16 protein-coding genes are annotated in these 17,434 nt (G+C 68.8%); 8 read left to right on the top strand and 8 right to left on the bottom strand.

The features are described 5' to 3' along the window. Positions 1–217: 217 nt before the first annotated feature. The 8 genes from AC5Y3Z_RS11245 to AC5Y3Z_RS11210 all read left to right on the top strand — a co-directional run bounded on the left by AC5Y3Z_RS11245 (position 218) and on the right by AC5Y3Z_RS11210 (position 11,087). Positions 218–952, top strand: a complete 735-nt coding sequence (locus AC5Y3Z_RS11245) for an NUDIX hydrolase (protein WP_463826263.1) — start codon at positions 218–220, stop codon at positions 950–952. Next, the gene (locus AC5Y3Z_RS11240; RefSeq protein ID WP_473138687.1) at positions 949–3,339 is read left to right on the top strand and encodes a DUF6049 family protein; all 2,391 of its coding nucleotides are present in this window, start codon (positions 949–951) and stop codon (positions 3,337–3,339) included. The genes AC5Y3Z_RS11245 and AC5Y3Z_RS11240 overlap by 4 nt, the downstream gene beginning before the upstream one ends. Positions 3,340–3,419: 80 nt before the next feature. Further along, on the top strand, positions 3,420–6,971 hold the full coding sequence (locus AC5Y3Z_RS11235) for a lipid II flippase MurJ (RefSeq protein WP_499930099.1): 3,552 nt from the start codon (positions 3,420–3,422) through the stop codon (positions 6,969–6,971). Positions 6,972–7,007: 36 nt separating this feature from the next. Further along, positions 7,008–7,619, top strand: coding sequence for an RNA polymerase sigma factor SigM (sigM, locus tag AC5Y3Z_RS11230; RefSeq protein WP_473138688.1), 612 nt, complete (start codon positions 7,008–7,010; stop codon positions 7,617–7,619). Continuing rightward, positions 7,582–8,289, top strand: a complete 708-nt coding sequence (locus AC5Y3Z_RS11225; RefSeq protein WP_463826266.1) for an RsmA family anti-sigma factor — start codon at positions 7,582–7,584, stop codon at positions 8,287–8,289. Before sigM ends, AC5Y3Z_RS11225 begins: the two co-directional genes overlap by 38 nt. Before the next feature lie 100 nt (positions 8,290–8,389). Further along, positions 8,390–9,379 carry a thioredoxin-disulfide reductase gene (gene trxB / locus AC5Y3Z_RS11220; RefSeq protein ID WP_473138689.1) on the top strand — a complete coding sequence of 330 codons (990 nt, stop codon included), beginning with the start codon at positions 8,390–8,392 and terminating at the stop codon, positions 9,377–9,379. Continuing rightward, entirely contained in the window at positions 9,376–9,726 is a 351-nt protein-coding gene (gene trxA / locus AC5Y3Z_RS11215; protein ID WP_463826268.1) for a thioredoxin, read from the top strand. The genes trxB and trxA overlap by 4 nt, the downstream gene beginning before the upstream one ends. A gap of 134 nt (positions 9,727–9,860) precedes the next feature. Beyond that, positions 9,861–11,087, top strand: a complete 1,227-nt coding sequence (locus tag AC5Y3Z_RS11210) for an N-acetylmuramoyl-L-alanine amidase (RefSeq protein ID WP_463826269.1) — start codon at positions 9,861–9,863, stop codon at positions 11,085–11,087. Here the strand turns inward: AC5Y3Z_RS11210 and AC5Y3Z_RS11205 are convergent. The 8 genes from AC5Y3Z_RS11205 to rnpA form a co-directional block, all read right to left on the bottom strand. Further along, positions 11,084–11,845, bottom strand: coding sequence for an acetyltransferase (locus tag AC5Y3Z_RS11205; RefSeq protein WP_473138690.1), 762 nt, complete (start codon positions 11,843–11,845; stop codon positions 11,084–11,086). The genes AC5Y3Z_RS11210 and AC5Y3Z_RS11205 overlap by 4 nt on opposite strands. 354 nt (positions 11,846–12,199) lie before the next feature. After that, positions 12,200–13,183, bottom strand: a complete 984-nt coding sequence (locus AC5Y3Z_RS11200) for a ParB/RepB/Spo0J family partition protein (protein WP_463826271.1) — start codon at positions 13,181–13,183, stop codon at positions 12,200–12,202. Between the two features lie 3 nt (positions 13,184–13,186). Then, positions 13,187–14,203: a ParA family protein gene (locus AC5Y3Z_RS11195; RefSeq protein ID WP_473138691.1), complete on the bottom strand. Its 1,017-nt coding sequence runs from the start codon at positions 14,201–14,203 to the stop codon at positions 13,187–13,189. Then, positions 14,200–14,913, bottom strand: coding sequence for a 16S rRNA (guanine(527)-N(7))-methyltransferase RsmG (rsmG, locus tag AC5Y3Z_RS11190; RefSeq protein WP_473138692.1), 714 nt, complete (start codon positions 14,911–14,913; stop codon positions 14,200–14,202). The genes AC5Y3Z_RS11195 and rsmG overlap by 4 nt, the downstream gene beginning before the upstream one ends. A gap of 96 nt (positions 14,914–15,009) precedes the next feature. Next, positions 15,010–15,561, bottom strand: coding sequence for a Jag family protein (locus tag AC5Y3Z_RS11185; RefSeq protein ID WP_463826274.1), 552 nt, complete (start codon positions 15,559–15,561; stop codon positions 15,010–15,012). A 104-nt stretch (positions 15,562–15,665) separates the two neighbouring features. Then, a complete protein-coding gene (gene yidC, locus AC5Y3Z_RS11180; RefSeq protein WP_463826430.1) occupies positions 15,666–16,760 on the bottom strand; it encodes a membrane protein insertase YidC in 1,095 nt (364 codons plus the stop codon). Then, complete coding sequence (yidD, locus tag AC5Y3Z_RS11175; RefSeq protein WP_463826275.1) at positions 16,744–17,052, bottom strand: membrane protein insertion efficiency factor YidD; 309 nt, start codon at positions 17,050–17,052, stop codon at positions 16,744–16,746. Before yidD ends, yidC begins: the two co-directional genes overlap by 17 nt. After that, positions 17,049–17,423 (bottom strand): ribonuclease P protein component, encoded by a 375-nt coding sequence (gene rnpA, locus AC5Y3Z_RS11170; RefSeq protein ID WP_463826276.1) that lies wholly within the window; start codon positions 17,421–17,423, stop codon positions 17,049–17,051. Before rnpA ends, yidD begins: the two co-directional genes overlap by 4 nt. Between the last annotated feature and the right edge of the window lie 11 nt (positions 17,424–17,434).

Genomic DNA, 17,434 nt, shown 5'->3' with positions numbered 1-17,434 from the left:
GGCGGGCCCCCCGAGCGTCATGGCGGGCCCCCCGAGCGTCACGCCAGCGTGGCGCTCGACGCCCAGCGTCGCGCTAGCGTGACGCTCGGCGTCACGGCCACCCAGCAACCCCGCCACCCACGGGGCTATTGAGGCTAACGCGACGAATGTGACCAAAGGTACTCGCCAACGGCGAGTGCGTCCGGGAGAATAGCCCGTGCCAGCTAATATCGCTTGGGTGTCGGAGGGCGAACAGGCCAAACCACGTCGGCGCCGGGGTCGGCGTCGCGGTCGTGGCGGCGCCCGTCCGGCGGAAAGCGTGACCGACAGCCCTCCCGCCGACGCCCCACCCACCCCGGCGACCGCAGCCAAACGTCGCGCCCGCCGCAACAGCGACCGGCTGCGAACCGTGCACGAGACGTCGGCCGGCGGGCTGGTCATCGACGGCATCGACGGTCCACGCGACGAGCAGGTCGCCGCGCTGATCGGCCGGGTCGACCGCCGTGGCAGGATGCTGTGGTCGCTGCCCAAGGGTCACATCGAACTCGGCGAGACCGCCGAGCAGACCGCCATCCGTGAGGTCGCCGAAGAGACCGGGATCCGCGGCAGTGTCCTGGCCGCGCTGGGACGCATCGACTACTGGTTCGTCACCGACGGCCGACGGGTGCACAAGACCGTGCACCACTATTTGATGCGGTTCCTGGGCGGTGAGCTCTCCGACGAGGATCTGGAGGTCGCTGAGGTGGCGTGGGTGCCGCTGCAGGAGTTGCCGTCCCGGCTTGCCTACGCCGACGAACGCAAACTGGCCGAGGTCGCCGACGAATTGATCGACAAGCTGCAATCCGACGGCGAGCAGGCGCTGCCGCCGCTGCCCCCGAGTTCGCCCCGCCGACGACCGCAGACACATTCGCGCACCCGCCACGCCAACAACTCCGCGCTGGGCCGCAAGAACGGCCACGGGCAGGGGCCGTGAGTTCACCGCGACTTCGGTGGACCGGGTTGGTGCGTCTCGCCGCGGTGATCGGCATGGTGGCCGGTTTCGGCGGTCTGCTCGCCGCCCCCCCGCTCGCCGGCGCCGGCGAGCCCACCGCGACGCCGTTCGTCCAGGTGCGCATCGACCAGGTGACCCCGGACGTCGTCACCACCACCAGTGACCCCGTCGTCACGGTCAGCGGCATGGTCACCAACATCGGCGACCGCCCGGTGCACGACGTCATGGTGCGCCTCGAGCACGCCGGCGCCATCTCGACGTCGGCCGCCCTGCGCACGTCGCTGGACGGGGACACCGACCAATTCGAGCCGGCCGCGGACTTCCTGACCGTGTCCCCGGAACTGCAACGCGGCCAACAGGCCGGGTTCATCCTGTCCGCCCCGCTGCGCTCACTGACCAAGCCGTCGCTGGCCGTCGACAAACCCGGCATCTTCCCGGTGCTGGTCAACGTCAACGGGACGCCCGACTACGGCGCGCCCGCCCGTCTGGACAACGCGCGATTCCTGCTTCCGGTGGTCGGCATCCCGCCCGACAAGGGCGCTGACATCGAAGCGGCCGTGGCGCCCGAAACCGCCAAGCCGGTGTGGCTGACCATGCTGTGGCCGCTGGCCGACCGGCCCCGGCTGGCCCCCGGCGTCCCCGGCGGCACCATTCCAGTGCGACTGGTCGACGACGACCTGGCCAACTCGCTGGCCACCGGCGGGCGCCTGGACACCCTGCTCGCCGCTGCCGAGCTCGCGACCAGCCGCGATGTGGATCCCGACGGGGCGGTGGGCCGGGCGTTGTGCCTGGCCGTGGACCCGGATCTGCTCGTCACCGTCAATGCGATGACCGCCGGCTACGTGGTGTCCGACTCGCCGGACGGCCCCGCGCAGCTGCCGGGCAGACCGACCCATCCGGGCACCGGCCAGGCGGCAGCGAATCTGTGGCTGAGCCGGTTGCGGGCGCTGGCGCACCGCACCTGTGTGGTGCCGCTGCCCTACGCCCAGGCCGACCTGGACGCCCTGCAACGGGTCAACGACCCCGGGCTGAGTTCCACCGCCACGGCCGGGACCGCGGACATCGTGGATCGGATCCTGGACGTCGCCTCGGTGCGCGGCGCCGCCCTGCTGCCCGACGGCCCGCTCACCGGTCGTGCGGTCACCCTGCTCGACGCCAACGACAGCACGGTCGCGGTCGCCGCCGCGGATCCGCCCGAACAGGACGCCAACACCGCGACCGGCAGCGTCGACATCACGCCGCGCCGGCTGGCGACCCGGGTGGTGACCGCGCCGTTCGACCCGGCGATCGGTGCCGCGCTGGCCGCAGCCGGCAGCAACCCGATCGTGCCCACCTATCTGGACCCGTCGCTGTCGGTGCACATCAACCACGACTCGGCCACCGCGCGGCGCCAGGACGCGCTGGGCGCGATGCTGTGGCGCAGCGTGTCGCCCGACATCGCACCGCGCACCCAGATCCTGGTTCCCCCGGCGTCGTGGACGCTGCCCGGCGACGACGCGCAGCTCATCCTGACCGCCCTGGCCACCGCGATCCACTCCGGGCTGGCCGTGCCGCGGCCCCTGCCGGCCCTGATCGCCGAGGCGGCCGCACACACCGAGCCTCCTCAGCCGCCGGGGAACTACCCGTCGGCGCGGGGCCGGATCGGCGACGACATCACCGTCCAGGTCGCCGGCCAGGTCACCCGGCTCTCCAAGCTGACCTCGGCATTGATGACCGACGAGCGCACCGGTCTGACCGGCGTGCAGTACACCGCGCCGCTGCGCGAGGACATGCTGCGCGCCCTGAGCCAGTCGGCGCCCCCGGACACCCGCAACGGGCTGGCCCAGCAACGGTTGCTGGTGGTGGGCACCACGATCGACGACTTTTTCCGGGCCGTAACGATCGTCAACCCCAGCGGCTCTTACACGCTGGCAACCGAGCACAGCCCGCTGCCGCTGGCGCTGCACAACGACCTCGCGGTACCGATCCGGGTGCGGCTGCAGGTCAACGCCCCGCCCGGGATGACTGTCACCGACATGGGTCAGATCGAGCTGCCCCCGGGGTATCTGCCGCTGCGGGTACCGATCGAAGTCAATTTCACCCAGCGGGTCGCCATCGACGTCGGGCTGCGCACCCCGGACGGCACCGCCCTGGGCGAGCCGGTGCGGTTGTCGGTGCATTCCAACGCCTACGGCAAGGTGCTGTTCGCGATCACCCTCACCGCGGCGGCCGTACTGGTGCTGCTGGCCGGCCGGCGGCTGTGGCACCGGTTCCGCGGCCAGCCCGACCGCGCCGACCTGGACCGCCCGGACCCGCCCCCGCCCGCGCGCCGCCCCGAACCCCCACCGCAGGCGATCGATCGTCGGGTCCACGAAGAGCATCGCGTATGAAGCACGCACCCCGGCGGGTGCAACCACCGCCGCAGCGGTCGCCGCTATCTCAGCCACGCTCCCCGGTGCCGCCGCCGGGTCTGCCGCCGCGCCCCGGATGGACCCCGACCCAAGCGCCCCGTCCGCAGCCGCGCCCGCGACGCGAAGAACTGTCCGACGCCGCGATGGTGAAGCGGTCCTGGGGCATGGCGTTCGCGACGCTGATCAGCCGCCTCACCGGCTTCGCCCGGATCGTGCTGCTCGCCGCGATCCTCGGCGCGGCGCTGTCCAGTTCGTTCTCGGTGGCCAACCAGCTGCCCAACCTGGTCGCCGCGCTGGTGTTGGAGGCGACGTTCACCGCGATCTTCGTGCCGGTGCTGGCCCGGGCCGAACAGGACGACCCCGACGGCGGTGCGGCGTTCGTGCGCCGGCTGGTCACTCTGGCCACCACCCTATTGATCCTGGCCACGGCGCTGTCGGTGGCGGCCGCCCCGCTGTTGGTGCGGCTGATGCTGGGCCGCAATCCCGAGGTCAGCGCATCCCTGACCACTGCCTTCGCCTACCTGTTGTTGCCCCAGGTGCTGGTCTACGGGCTGTCCTCGGTGTTCATGGCCATCCTGAACACCCGCAACATCTTCGGCCCGCCGGCCTGGGCGCCGGTGGTGAACAACGTGGTCGCGATCGCCACCCTGGGCATCTACCTGGCCGTCCCCGGTGAACTCTCGGTCGACCCGGTCGAGATGGGCAACCCCAAACTGCTGGTGCTCGGCATCGGCACCAGCCTGGGGGTGTTCGCCCAAACCGCGGTGCTGCTGGTGGCGATCCGGCGCCAGCGGATCAGCCTGCGACCGCTGTGGGGAATCGACGAGCGACTCAAACGGTTCGGCACCATGGCCGCCGCCATGGTGCTGTACGTCCTGATCAGCCAGCTGGGCCTGGTGGTCGGCAATCAGATCGCGAGCACCGCGGCCGCGTCCGGCCCGGCGATCTACAACTACACCTGGCTGGTGCTGATGCTGCCGTTCGGCATGGTCGGGGTGACGGTGCTGACGGTGGTGATGCCGCGGCTGAGTCGCAACGCCGCGGCAAACGACACCCCGGCGGTGCTGGCCGACCTGTCGCTGGCCACCCGGCTGACCATGATCACGCTGATCCCGACGGTGGCGTTGATGACGGTCGGCGGACCTGCGATGGGTAGTGCACTGTTCGCCTACGGACACTTCGGCCAGGTCGATGCGGGCTACCTGGGTGCGGCGATCGCGCTGTCGGCGTTCACCTTGATCCCGTACGCGCTGGTGCTGCTGCAGCTGCGGGTGTTCTACGCGCGCGAGGAACCGTGGACACCGATCGTGGTGATCATCGTCATCACCTCGGTGAAGATCGCCGGCTCGGTCCTTGCGCCGCACCTGACGAGCAACAAGGAACTGGTCGCCGGTTACCTCGGGACAGCTAACGGGCTGGGGTTTCTGGCCGGCGCGCTGGTCGGTCACCTGCTGTTGCGCCGCAGCCTGCGACCCGAGGGCGGCCGGCTGATCGGTCTGGCCGAGGTGCGCACCATCCTGGTGACGATTGCGGCCTCGCTGCTGGCCGGCCTCATCGCACACGTCGCCGACCGGCTGCTGGGCCTGGACCAGCTGACCGCGCACGGTGGCATGGGTTCGCTGTTGCGCCTGGTGGTGTTGACGATGATCATGGTCCCGATCCTGGCCGCGGTCATGCTCGGCGCGCAGGTCCCCGAGGCCAGGGCCGCGTGGGACGCGATTCAGCGCCGGACGCGGCGACACCGCGTCCAGGTGCCTCCGGGCAAGGCCGCAGTGTCGTCTGGGCGTCCCCCGGTCACGTACCCTGAGCAAAGAAATCTGTCCCGGCCTGGGAAGAATGCGGTGCCGATCCAGCGCAAGCCTCCGGCGACCGGGGCCGGCCTGGCGAAAGGAGTGGGGGTGACCGACCGCACATCGGAGAGTTCCTCGGCCGGCGCTCCCCTCGGTTCGAAGGCGGGGCCCCAGGCTGCCGCCCCACGGGCCGACGACTTTCAACCCGACATCCCGCCCAGCCGCGACCGGGGTCCCGCCCGCCACCAGGTCAACGGCGACGTCGGCGCCGAGTCCCGCGGACCGATCCCCTTCGACGCGCCGCGCGAACGTGGGCCAGAACCATCGACGACGCACGACGACGCCAACCTGGTGCCCGGGGCGCGGATCGCCAACGGCCGCTACCGGCTGCTCATCTCGCACGGCGGTCTGCCGCCGCTGCACTTCTGGCAGGCGCTGGACACCGCGCTGGACCGGCAGGTCGCGCTCACGTTCGTCGACCCGGAGGGCGTGCTGCCCGAAGACGTGCTGCAGGAGATCCTGTCGCGCACCCTGCGGCTGAGCCGGATCGACAAGCCCGGCATCGCCCGCATCCTCGACGTCGTGCACACCGGGTCGGGTGGTCTGGTGGTCGCGGAGTGGGTCCGCGGCGGCTCGTTGAAGGAAGTCGCCGACACCTCGCCGTCCCCGGTCGGAGCGATCCGCGCCATGCAGTCGCTGGCCGCGGCCGCCGACGCCGCGCACCGCGCCGGTGTCGCGCTGTCCCTGGATCACCCCAGCCGGGTGCGCCTGTCCGTCGACGGCGATGTGGTGCTCGCCTACCCGGCCACCATGCCCGACGCCAACCCGCAGGATGACATCCGCGGGATCGGCGCATCGCTGTACGCCCTGCTGGTGAACCGCTGGCCGCTGCCGGAGGCCGGGGTGCGCAGCGGACTGGCCCCGGCCGAACGCGACGCCACCGGGCAGGCCGTCGAACCGACCGTCGTCGATCGGGACATCCCGTTCCAGATCTCCGCCGTCGCCGCCCGATCAGTGCAGGAGGACGGCGGAATACGCAGTGCCTCCACGCTTTTGAACCTGCTGCAGCAGGCGACCGCGGTGGCCGACCGCACCGAGGTGCTCAGCCCCATCGAGGACCTGCCCGCCCCCACCGCGCGGCGGCGCAGCGCCGAACCCGGCAGCGAAGCCTACGCCCGCCGTCGGCGCAACCTGCTGATCGGCCTCGGCGCGGGCGCGGCGGTCCTGCTGGTGGCGCTGCTCGTGCTGGCGTCGGTGGTGAGCAAGATCTTCGGCGACGTCGGCAACGGGCTCAAGGGGGACCAACTCGGCCTGAACAACAACCAGCCGACGTCAGCCCCAGAGTCGCCCGGCAGCGCCGCGCCGTCGGGCAGCACCGTCAAGCCCACCAAAGTCACCGTGTTCTCCCCCGAAGGCGACGCCGACGACGTCGCCGGGGCGATGAACGTTATCGACGGCAACCCGGGCACGTCATGGCAGACCGATCCGTATTCCGACCCGGTGCCGTTCCCCGGCTTCAAGAACGGTGTCGGACTGTTGCTGCAGCTGCCCAGAGCGACCGTAGTCGGCACCGTGACGATCGATCTGACCAGCACCGGCACCAAGGTGGAGATCCGCTCCTCGTCGTCGGCGAACCCGTCGAAGTTGAGCGACACCACCGTGCTGACCCCGGCCACCGCGCTCAAACCCGGCCATAACACCATTCAGGTCAACGCCGCCGCTGCCACTTCCAACGTGCTGGTGTGGATCTCCACGCTGGGCACCACCGACGGCAAGAGCCAGACCGCCATCTCCGAGATCACGATCCAAGCCGCTTCCTGAAGTGCCCGGCCGACGCCGATTGGTTACTGTCCGGCGGTGGGTTTCGGCAGGGAGCGCAGCGACGCCGAACTCCTGGCAGCTCATGTCAACGGCGAGCGCCGCGCCTTCGATCAGCTGTTCCGCCGCCACCATCGCCGGTTGTATCAACTGGCGCGGCTGACCAGCGCGACTCGTGAGGACGCCGACGACGCGTTGCAGGACGCCATGCTGTCTGCGCACCGCGGCGCGGGCTCGTTCCGGCACGACGCCGCGGTCAGCTCGTGGCTGCACCGCATCGTGCTCAATGCCTGCCTGGATCGGCTGCGCCGCGCTCAGACCCGTCCGGCGGTGCCGATGCGCGACGAATACCCGGTCCCCGACCGTACGGCCCAGGTCGAGACAGCGATCATGGTGCAGCGGGCCCTGCTGCGGCTGCCGGTCGAGCAACGGGCCACGGTGGTCGCGGTCGACATGTTGGGCTACTCGATCGCCGACACCGCGCGCATGCTCGGGGTGGCTGAGGGGACCGTGAAGAGCCGGTGCGCCCGGGCTCGGGCCCGGCTTGCCCGCCTGCTCGGGTATCTGGACACCGGCCCGGGCGCCGAATTGGCGATGACGGACACTGGGGCGGATGAACGACGCCGACCCGGACCCGCCGCTGACGGTTGAGCTGCTCGCCGACCTGCAGGCGGGTCTGCTCGACGACGACACCGCCGCTGCCCTGCGCCGCCGGATCCGCACCGACCCGCAGGCCGCGGCGACCTTGCAGGCCCTGCACCAGGTGCGCCACGATGTTGCCGCGGTCGGTGACCAACCGGCACCCGAGGCGCCGGCCGAGACCGTCGACGGTGTCGCAGCCGCCCTGCGCTCAGCCCGCGCCGCGCACGCGGCGCGGCCCGCTGTGCCCCCCGCCCGCGTCGTCGCCGGGATTCTGGGGGGGTGCGCCCTGGCCGCCGCGATCGGCGTCGGCACCATGGCGCTGCTCGACGACCCCGCGTCGGAGTCCAGCGTCGGTGCCACCATCAACCGCGTCACCGTCTCCACTCCCGCGCCGGTGATCCCGCTGTCGGACGCGCAGATCGTTGCGTTGCTGAACCGCCCGCCCGATTTCGGCGCGCTCGGCAACCCCGCCCAGCGCGCGTCGTGCCTGAGCGGCCTCGGCTATCCGGCTGCCGCGGAAATCCTGGGCGCCCAGCCGATCGAGGTCAACGCCCGCCCCGGGGTACTGCTGGTGCTGCCCGGGGACACCCCGGCGACTGTGACGGCCTACGCGGTGGCGCAGAACTGCAGCGCCGCCGACACCGGGCTGCTGGCCGACACCGCTGTGCCGCGCGGGTAGGTGTCGTGCGGGAGCTCGGGAACAGCACTGCCTAGGCTGGCGTTCGTAAACTTTGCAGATCCACTTCGTCTTTTGATCGGCTCGCGCTGGAAAGGCCCGCATGACTGCCTCCGCTAACACCATTCACGACGTAATCGTCATCGGTTCCGGTCCGGCCGGCTACACCGCGGCCCTCTACACCGCCCGAGCGCAGCTCAAGCCGTTGGTCTTCGAGGGCACCTCGTTCGGCGGCGCGCTGATGACCACCACCGAGGTGGAGAATTTCCCCGGTTTCCGCGACGGCATCACCGGCCCCGAGCTGATGGACCAGATGCGCGAGCAGGCGCTGCGCTTCGGCGCCGACCTGCGCATGGAAGACGTCGAGTCGGTGGCGCTGGACGGGCCGGTCAAATCCGTGGTGACCGCCGAGGGTGAGATGTTCCGGGCCCGCGCGGTCATCCTGGCGATGGGCGCCGCCGCGCGTTACCTGCAGGTTCCCGGTGAACAGGAACTGCTGGGCCGTGGCGTGAGCTCCTGCGCCACCTGTGACGGGTTCTTCTTCCGCGATCAGGACATCGCCGTGATCGGCGGTGGCGACTCGGCGATGGAGGAAGCGACTTTCCTCACCCGGTTCGCGCGCAGCGTGACCCTGGTGCACCGGCGCGAGGAGTTCCGGGCGTCCAAGATCATGCTCAACCGGGCTATGGCGAACGAGAAGATCACCGTCCTGACCAACAAGGCGGTACTCGGCGTCGAAGGCGACAGCACGGTCACCGGGTTGCGGATTCGCGACAACGTCACCGGTGCCGAAACCACGCTGCCGGTGACCGGGGTGTTCGTCGCCATCGGCCACGAGCCCCGCTCGGCGCTGGTCCGCGGCGCGGTCGACCTCGACCCGGACGGGTACGTCCTGGTCCGGGGACGCACCACCAGCACCTCGTTGGACGGGGTGTTCGCGGCCGGGGACCTGGTGGACCGCACCTACCGACAGGCCATCACCGCGGCCGGCAGCGGTTGCTCGGCCGCGATCGACGCCGAGCGCTGGCTCGCCGAACACGAATCAGCCGGACACGCCGACAGTACCGACACTCTGATTGGAGCCAAGCGATGAGCAATCCGGAGCAGTCCGCCACCATCGAGGTGTCCGACGCGACCTTCCCCACCGCGGTGCTCTCCAGCAGTAAGCCTGTGCTGGTTGACTTTTGGGCGACCTGGTGCGGTCCGTGCAAGATGGTGGCGCCGGTCCTGGAAGAAATCGCCGCCGAACGTTCGGCCGAGCTGACCGTGGCCAAACTGGACGTGGACGCCAATCCGCAGACCGCCGTCGACTTCGATGTGGTGTCCATCCCCACGCTGATTCTGTTCAAGAACGGTGAACCGGTGAAGCGGATCGTCGGCGCCAAGGGGAAGGCGGCGCTGCTGCGCGAGCTGTCCGAGGCGGTGCCCGGGCTCAGCTGAGAGTCGGATCGCCGGACGAAACGGGTCCCCGATTGGCCTGGGGTTTTCCCGATATCGGCGAGGATCTGCGACAATACCGGTTAACTGCGCTGCCTATTGGCAGTGGTGACAATTAGTTCCGGAGGACCCTTGGTATGCCGAGTCCGCGCCGCGAAGACGGCGACGCGCTGCGCTGTGGTGACCGCGGCGCCGCTGTCACCGAAATCCGGGCCGCGCTGGCCGCACTGGGAATGCTGGACAATTTTGACGAAGATCTGAACACCGGCAGCCACGTCGCGGTCGACGTCTTCGACGGCGAGTTGGACCACGCAGTGCGGGCATTCCAGCAGCACCGCGGACTGCTGGTGGACGGCGTTGTCGGCGAGGCCACCTACCGGGCGTTGAAGGAAGCTTCCTACCGTCTCGGCGCCCGCACGCTATATCACCAATTCGGGGCTCCGCTCTATGGTGACGATGTCGCGACCCTGCAGGCGCGTCTGCAGGACCTCGGCTTCTACACCGGTCTGGTGGACGGCCACTTCGGTCTGCAGACCCACAATGCGCTGATGTCCTACCAACGGGAATACGGCATGTCCGCCGACGGCATCTGCGGCCCAGAAACGTTGCGGTCCTTGTACTTTCTCAGTTCCCGGGTCAGCGGCGGTTCGCCACACGCGATCCGGGAAGAAGAACTCGTCCGACGGTCCGGACCCAAGCTGTCCGGCAAGCGGATCATCATCGACCCGGGCCGCGGCGGCAACGACCACGGCCTGATCAGCTACGGACCGGACGGTCCGATCAGCGAAGCAGACGTGTTGTGGGACTTGGCAAGTCGGCTCGAAGGCCGGATGACCGCGATCGGTATGGAGACGTTCCGCTCCAGACCACACGACCACAGCCCGTCGGACGCCGAGCGTGCGGCCATCGCGAATTCCGTTGGGGCAGACCTGATGATCAGTCTGCGGTGTGAAACCCAAACCAGCCCGTCGGCCACCGGCGTGGCATCGTTCCACTTCGGCAACTCGCATGGATCGGTGTCCACCATCGGCCGCAACCTGGCCGACTTCATCCAGCGAGAAGTCGTTGCCCGCACCGGCTTACGGGACTGTCGCGTCCACGGCCGAACCTGGGATCTGTTGCGGCTCACCAGAATGCCCACCGTTCAGGTCGATGTCGGTTACATCACCAACCCCAACGACCGTCAGATGCTGGTTGCCGCGCAGACGCGCGACGCCATCGCCGAAGGCATTCTGGCCGCGGTGAAGCGGCTCTATCTGCTGGGTAAGAACGATCGGCCCACCGGCACCTTCACCTTCGCCGAATTGCTGGCCCACGAACTCAGCGTCGAGCGCGAGCGGGCCAGCAGAAGCACCGGCTCCTAACCGATTTCACCGTCCGGCGCCTGCAAGGTGTTGCCGGCTGTCGCCGCCCCGACCGGCTCCTGCAGCTGGGCGTTCTCCAGCAGGCGTTCCAGCGCGGCCTCGACTTCGGCCTTCCAGCCCAGTCCTTTGTCGAGTTCGAGGCGCAGCCGCGGGAAGTACGGATGGGGCGCCACCACCACGAATCCTTCGTCCAGCAAAAAGTCCGCATCGATGATGCAGTGTTCGACCGAGCAGTCCCCCAGCGCTTCAACGACCGGCTGCAGGTCGGCCTGCACCGGCTCCTGCAACTCGGTGGCTGCCTGGGTACGGCCGAAAGCCTCCAGCGCGCGCACCCCGCGGCGTACCAACTCGTCGACCACCCGGCTGATCAAATTGTGCGGCAGGTCCGCCACCACGCCCGGGTCGGCCTGCCCACGCTCGATACCCATCGAGGTCAACAACACCGCGTCCGCCGACACCGGCGCGGTCGGGAACCGGTGGGCACGGGGAACGGCCCGCGGCGGCGCGTATAGCACGTAGCCGACACACGCCGGCTCGGCCTGGCTGCGTTCGTCCAGGATCTCGGTCGCGACCTGCCCGCACGAACCCCACTCGAGCATCACCATGGACAGCCACGCTTCTTTTTCGAATTCCGGGTCCGCCAGCTGGTCATCGGTCCCGAGGGTCGCCGGATCGACCTCCCAGAACACGCACCGACGCGCGTGCTTGGGGAGCTGCTCGAATGCTTCGAGCCGCAGCGCAGTAATCCGAGCTGACACTAGTCTCCTAGCCTCCGTGCGGCGCTCGAACCCGATAGCCCTCGGCGTGCCGCCCGGCGTCTGTGCGACGTGGCAACGGCGGCGTGGCTGGCCCCGCTCTCCCCGGCCTGATGTGCACCGGCAACCCTTCCAGGATAGGAGAGTCGACGGGTATCCGGCCAGTGCGCGCCCGACGGCTGCGTTGTCCGGCCGGCGCCACCCCCCGTGCGGTCGCGACCAACCCGGGTTGACCCGTCGATTGTCGAAAAGGCTTGACGCACAGCGTGTTTGCGCCGGTCCGCGGGCTGCGGACCCGCACCCGACCAGTGCACTGTCACAGTGACGTAATTACACAAGATGACTGGTCGTGCCCGGTCAGGCCGGTTTCGAGGTCATCAGGTCGATGATCCGCTGCAAGTCGTCCACCGAACCGAACTCAACCACGATCTTGCCTTTGCGCTTGCCCAGCGCGACGGTGACCCGGGTGTCGAATGCGTTCGACAGTCGTTCGGCGACGTCTTGCAGTCCCGGCATCTGGATCGGCTTGCGCCGTGGCGGCGTCGGCGCACTGCCGTCTGCCCGGTTCGCCAGGGTCACCGCCTCCTCGGTGGCCCGCACCGACAAACCCTCCGCGACGATCCGGCTCGCCAATTCCTCCTGGGCCTCCGGCCCGGCTTCCAGCGACAGCAGCGCCCGGGCATGTCCGGCGGACAACACCCCTGCCGCTACCCTGCGCTGCACCGGGATCGGCAGTTTGAGCAGCCGGATCATGTTCGTGATCAGCGGGCGTGAGCGGCCGATGCGGGCGGCCAGTTCGTCGTGGGTGACGCCGAACTCGTCGAGCAGTTGCTGGTATGCCGCCGCTTCTTCCAACGGGTTGAGCTGCACCCGGTGGATGTTCTCGAGCAGGGCGTCGCGCAGCAGGTTATCGTCGCCCGTCTCGCGCACGATAGCGGGGATAGTGGCCAGGCCGGCTGCCTGCGCCGCGCGCCATCTGCGCTCCCCCATCACGATCTGATAGCGCGCACCGCCGGGCGTTCCGGGAACCGCACGCACCACGATCGGCTGCAGCAGCCCGAACTCGCGGATGGAGTGCACCAGCTCCGAGAGCGCTTCGTCGTCGAACACCTGGCGTGGCTGGCGTGGGTTGGGCTCGATGTCCGACGGTGCGATTTCGCGGTACACCGCACCCATCGCGGCGGCGTCCGGCAACGGCCCGCCGATCACCACATCGGCGGCTGCCGAACCCATCCGCGGACCCAGCGTTGCGGGTCCGGCGTCGCCCTCGGCCGGGCCGGTGGGGATCAGTGAAGCCAGCCCGCGGCCCAGACCGCCCTTCCTGCGTGACGGAGTCGTCATTGGTTATGCCCTCCCGGCTGGTGGTCGGTCGCGTTGCGCGAGTTCGCGGCTGGCGTCGAGATAGCTCATGGCCCCACGCGAACCGGGATCGTAATCGATGATGGTCATGCTGTAGCCCGGCGCTTCGGATACTTTCACGCTGCGCGGGATGACGGTGCGCAGCACCTTGTCACCGAAGTACCGGCGTACCTCTTCGGCTACCTGGTCGGCCAGCTTGGTTCGGCCGTCGTACATGGTCAGAATGACGGTGGTGACGTCGAGTTGCGGGTTGAGGTGCGCCTTGACCATCTCGATGTTGCGCATCAGCTGCGATACGCCCTCAAGCGCGTAGTACTCACATTGGATGGGAATCAGCACCTCCGGCGCGGCGACCAGAGCGTTGATGGTGAGCAGTCCGAGGGAGGGCGGACAGTCCACGAAGACGTAGTCGAAGTCGAAGCTGTCCAGCTCGACCAGTGCGTTGCGTAACCGGTTCTCGCGCGCCACCATGCTGACCAGTTCAATTTCGGCGCCGGCCAGGTCGATGGTGGCCGGCACGCAATAGAGGCGTTCGCTGTGCGGGCTGCGGCGCAACGCCTCGCGTAGTGGCACCTCACCGATCAGCACTTCGTAGGACGAGGGTGTCCCCGACTGGCGATCGGTGATGCCCAGCGCGGTGCTGGCGTTGCCTTGTGGGTCGAGGTCGATCACGAGCGTCTTGAGGCCCTGCACGGCGAGGGCCGCGGCGAGGTTCACGGCGGTCGTGGTCTTACCGACTCCCCCTTTTTGATTGGCGATGGTGAAGACCCGGCGCTGGCGCGGTCGCGGGAGGGCGTCGTGCGTGGTGTGCAGCACCCGCATGGCGCGCTCGGCAGCAGCACCGATCGGGGTGTCGAACTCGGTTGATGTTTCACGTGAAACATTCACGGTGGGATTGTGCGCTACCGGCGGCCGCGGCGCCACTCGGTCGGCAGGCACCGGGGCGTCGGGGCGGGGCGGGATCGCGTCACTCGGGCGCCCCGTGTTGCGGCCGAACCTCATGTCGTGCCTCCGCGCGACCGCCGCGCCGGTGTCCCCCGCCGAGCCACCACCGCGGTCGCCGGCCGTTCCAACAGGTTCGCACCACATGTCACTACCCTGACATCGACGGCCCCCGCCGCCGCCATCACACGCCGGTGTTCGCGGACCTCGTCGGGAGCGCGCTCCCCCTTGATCGCCACCATCTGTCCGTCGAGCTTCAGCAACGGCATACTCCACTTCGTCAGTTTGTCCAGTCCGGCTACGGCCCGGGACACCGCGGCGTCACTATCTCTCACGATGTCGCGGACCACGCGCTCTTCCGCGCGGCCGCGAATCACCTCGACCGGTAAATCGAGATCGTCCACGACTTCCCCGAGAAACTCACTGCGGCGTAGCAGTGGTTCGAGCAGCACCACACGCAGGTCTGGACGAGCGAGTGCCAGCGGGATGCCCGGCAGGCCTGCACCGCTGCCGATGTCGACTACCCGGGAACGCTCCTCCAGCAGCTCGCCGATCACGGCTGAATTCGCGATATGGCGCTCCCACACCCGGTCGACTTCCTTCGGACCGAGCAACCCTCGCTCGACCCCAGCGGTCCGCAGCAGCTCGGCGTAGCGCCGCGCCATGTCGATTCGCGGGCCGAAGAGGTGTTCCGCCGCCCTGACGGCCTGGGCTTCTGGTTCATCCGGCTGCGCGCGCCCGTGCGGATCGACATGTTTCACGTGAAACATTCCTCCGGTCTCCGCCTCCGCCTCGCCCGTGCCGGCGCCGAACTACACCTCTGTAACTCCGGTGGTCACGGGCCGGTCACTTTCCGGTCACGCGTATCAGTCGCGCAACACGACAACGCGGCGCGAGGGCTCTACACCCTCACTCTCGCTGTGCACGCCCTCCACCGCGGCAACGGCATCGTGGACGATCTTGCGCTCGAACGGCGTCATCGGCGAGAGGGCTTCGCGCTCGCCCGTCTCGGCAACCCGCCGAGCCACCTTGTCACCCAGGGCAGCTAGTTCCTCCCGCCGCCGACGACGCCAGCTCGCGATGTCGAGCATCAGCCGGCTGCGTACCCCGGTCTTCTGGTGTACCGCCAGTCGGGTCAGTTCCTGCAGCGCATCGAGCACCTCGCCGCCGCGACCCACCAACTTGTTCAGGTCGTTGCTGCCGTCGATGCTGACAACCGCGCGGTTGCCTTCGACGTCCAGGTCGATGTCGCCGTCGAAGTCCAGCAAGTCCAGCAGCTCTTCCAGATAGTCGCCGGCGATCTCACCTTCGGCGACCAGACGGTCTTCGAGATCGTCACCGTCCACGGCCGGAGCCGAACCGTCCGGGTCGCTCTCCTGGGTGTCGATATCAACTTCGGTGGTGTCCGCGTCGGTCATAGCAATGTCTCCCCTCATCCACGGGTTGGGTAGTCGCGGTGCTCGCACCGCGCGGTGGTTCTCGAGCGTCCCGGCAGGCCGAACCGGCCGGTGCCGGGCGCTCGCTAACGTTTGCGTTTCTTCGGTCGCGCCCCCGGACGCGGCGTGCGTCCCGGGCGTTGGCCCGCCGAATTGGGTTTGTTCGCCTGAGCCGTCGAGGTCTGATCTTCTTCGCCGCTCGCTGCGCCGTCCGCTGCACCCGGGGACTCGGACCGATTCTCCGGTCCCTGGGATGCCCTACTCGTGCGGACCGGCTTGGCTCCCGGGGCCGGGGCGTTGGCAGCCCGCCGCTCAATGGCTTCCTGCTTTTTAGCTTCGTCCTCTTTCTCGATCATGCCGAACACGTAATGCTGCTGACCGAAGGTCCAGATGTTGTTGGCGAACCAGTACAGGATGATCGCCAGCGGCAGGAACGGACCGCCGACCACAACGCCGAGCGGGAACACGTACAGAGCCAGCTTGTTCATCATGGCGGTCTGCGGATTCGCCGCAGCCTCGGCGCTCTGTCGCGCCACCGAAGCCCGGCTGTTGAAGTAGGTGGCTACGCCGGCCAGGATCATCACCGGCGCACCTACCGCGATCACTGCCGGGCGGCTGAAGTGTTCGAAGGCTCCCAGGCCGCCCTGCTGGGTCATGGAGGCGCCGATCGGCGCACCGAACAGGTTGGCCTTGAGGAAGTTCTGCACGTCGAGCGCGGTGAAGACGTAGTTGCCGATCAACCGGTTCTGCTCGGGGGACATGCTCTGCAAACCGATGCCGCCGGTGGTCCGGTTGAACGAGCGCAACACGTGATACAGCCCAAGGAACACCGGCAGCTGGGCCAGCATCGGCAAGCAACCCAGGATGGGATTGAAGCCGTGCTCGCGTTGCAGCTTCTGCATCTCGATCGCCATCTTCTGGCGGTCCTTGCCGTACTTCTTCTGCAGGGCCTTGATCTGCGGTTGCAGCTCCTGCATTTGCCGCGTGGTCCGAATCTGCTTGACGAACGGCTTGTACAGCAGCGCACGCAATGTGAAGACCAGGAACATCACCGACAACGCCCAGGCGAAGAAGTTGTCCGGCCCCAGCACGAAAGCGAACGCTTTGTACCAGACCCACATAATCCACGACACCGGGTAGTAGACGAAGTCGAGGCTGAACCAATCAAACAAAAGTGTCACTCCCCCGTTGCGGTGCCGCGCGGTCGACGGCGGCGTCATCGAAGTCAGCCCGGCGCTCAGGGATCGGGTCCCATCCGCCCCGGTGCCAGGGTCCACACTTGGCGAGTCTGGCCACCGCCAGCCAGCTCCCGCGGAGCATGCCGTATTCGGCCAATGCCGCCACGGCGTACTGACTGCACGTCGGGATGAACCGGCACGTGGCCGGCCGCAGTGGCGACACCATGTGCCGGTAAAGCTGGATCACAGAGATCGTGGCACGCACCACGGGGTTGCCGATACTCGGTGTGCTCACCGCTCGGTTCCCGCCAATTCGAAAGCCCGGCGCAGGCCGCGGCGCAGTTGCTGCTCCAGCCAGGCCGACGACACGTGCCGGCTGCTGGGCAGGGCGCGGATCACCACCTGATCCAGCGGATGCAGACTCTCCAGCATCGGCCGCGCCACATGGCGCAGCCGCCGCGCCACCCGGTGCCGCTCGACTGCGGTGCCCACTCGCTTGGCCACGATCAGGCCGACTCTCGGGGCTTGGCATCGGGTTGGGTCGCCCAACGACTCGCTGCCTCTGCGCACATGGACGACGACGTCGGGCTGCACTGTGCGCATCCCATACTTCACCGTCGCGTCAAACTCCGTCGACCGCCTCATGCGGTTGCGTGGAGAAAGCACCTGCTGGCAAA

The sequence above is a fragment of the Mycobacterium sp. NGS61 genome (genome assembly GCF_059812325.1).
Note: the sequence above shows the minus strand (reverse complement) of the source record. Positions and strands in the feature narration are given on the sequence as shown.

Bases quoted from the DNA above. Each gene is read 5' to 3' on its own strand.
- trxB (WP_473138689.1), top strand. From the start codon at position 8,390: ATGACTGCCTCCGCTAACACCATTCACGACGTAATCGTCATCGGTTCC.
- AC5Y3Z_RS11225 (WP_463826266.1), top strand. From the start codon at position 7,582: ATGAACGACGCCGACCCGGACCCGCCGCTGACGGTTGAGCTGCTCGCC.
- trxA (WP_463826268.1), top strand. From the start codon at position 9,376: ATGAGCAATCCGGAGCAGTCCGCCACCATCGAGGTGTCCGACGCGACC.
- rsmG (WP_473138692.1), bottom strand. From the start codon at position 14,913: ATGTTTCACGTGAAACATGTCGATCCGCACGGGCGCGCGCAGCCGGAT.
- AC5Y3Z_RS11210 (WP_463826269.1), top strand. From the start codon at position 9,861: ATGCCGAGTCCGCGCCGCGAAGACGGCGACGCGCTGCGCTGTGGTGAC.
- AC5Y3Z_RS11200 (WP_463826271.1), bottom strand. From the start codon at position 13,183: ATGACGACTCCGTCACGCAGGAAGGGCGGTCTGGGCCGCGGGCTGGCT.
- AC5Y3Z_RS11195 (WP_473138691.1), bottom strand. From the start codon at position 14,203: ATGAGGTTCGGCCGCAACACGGGGCGCCCGAGTGACGCGATCCCGCCC.
- AC5Y3Z_RS11185 (WP_463826274.1), bottom strand. From the start codon at position 15,561: ATGACCGACGCGGACACCACCGAAGTTGATATCGACACCCAGGAGAGC.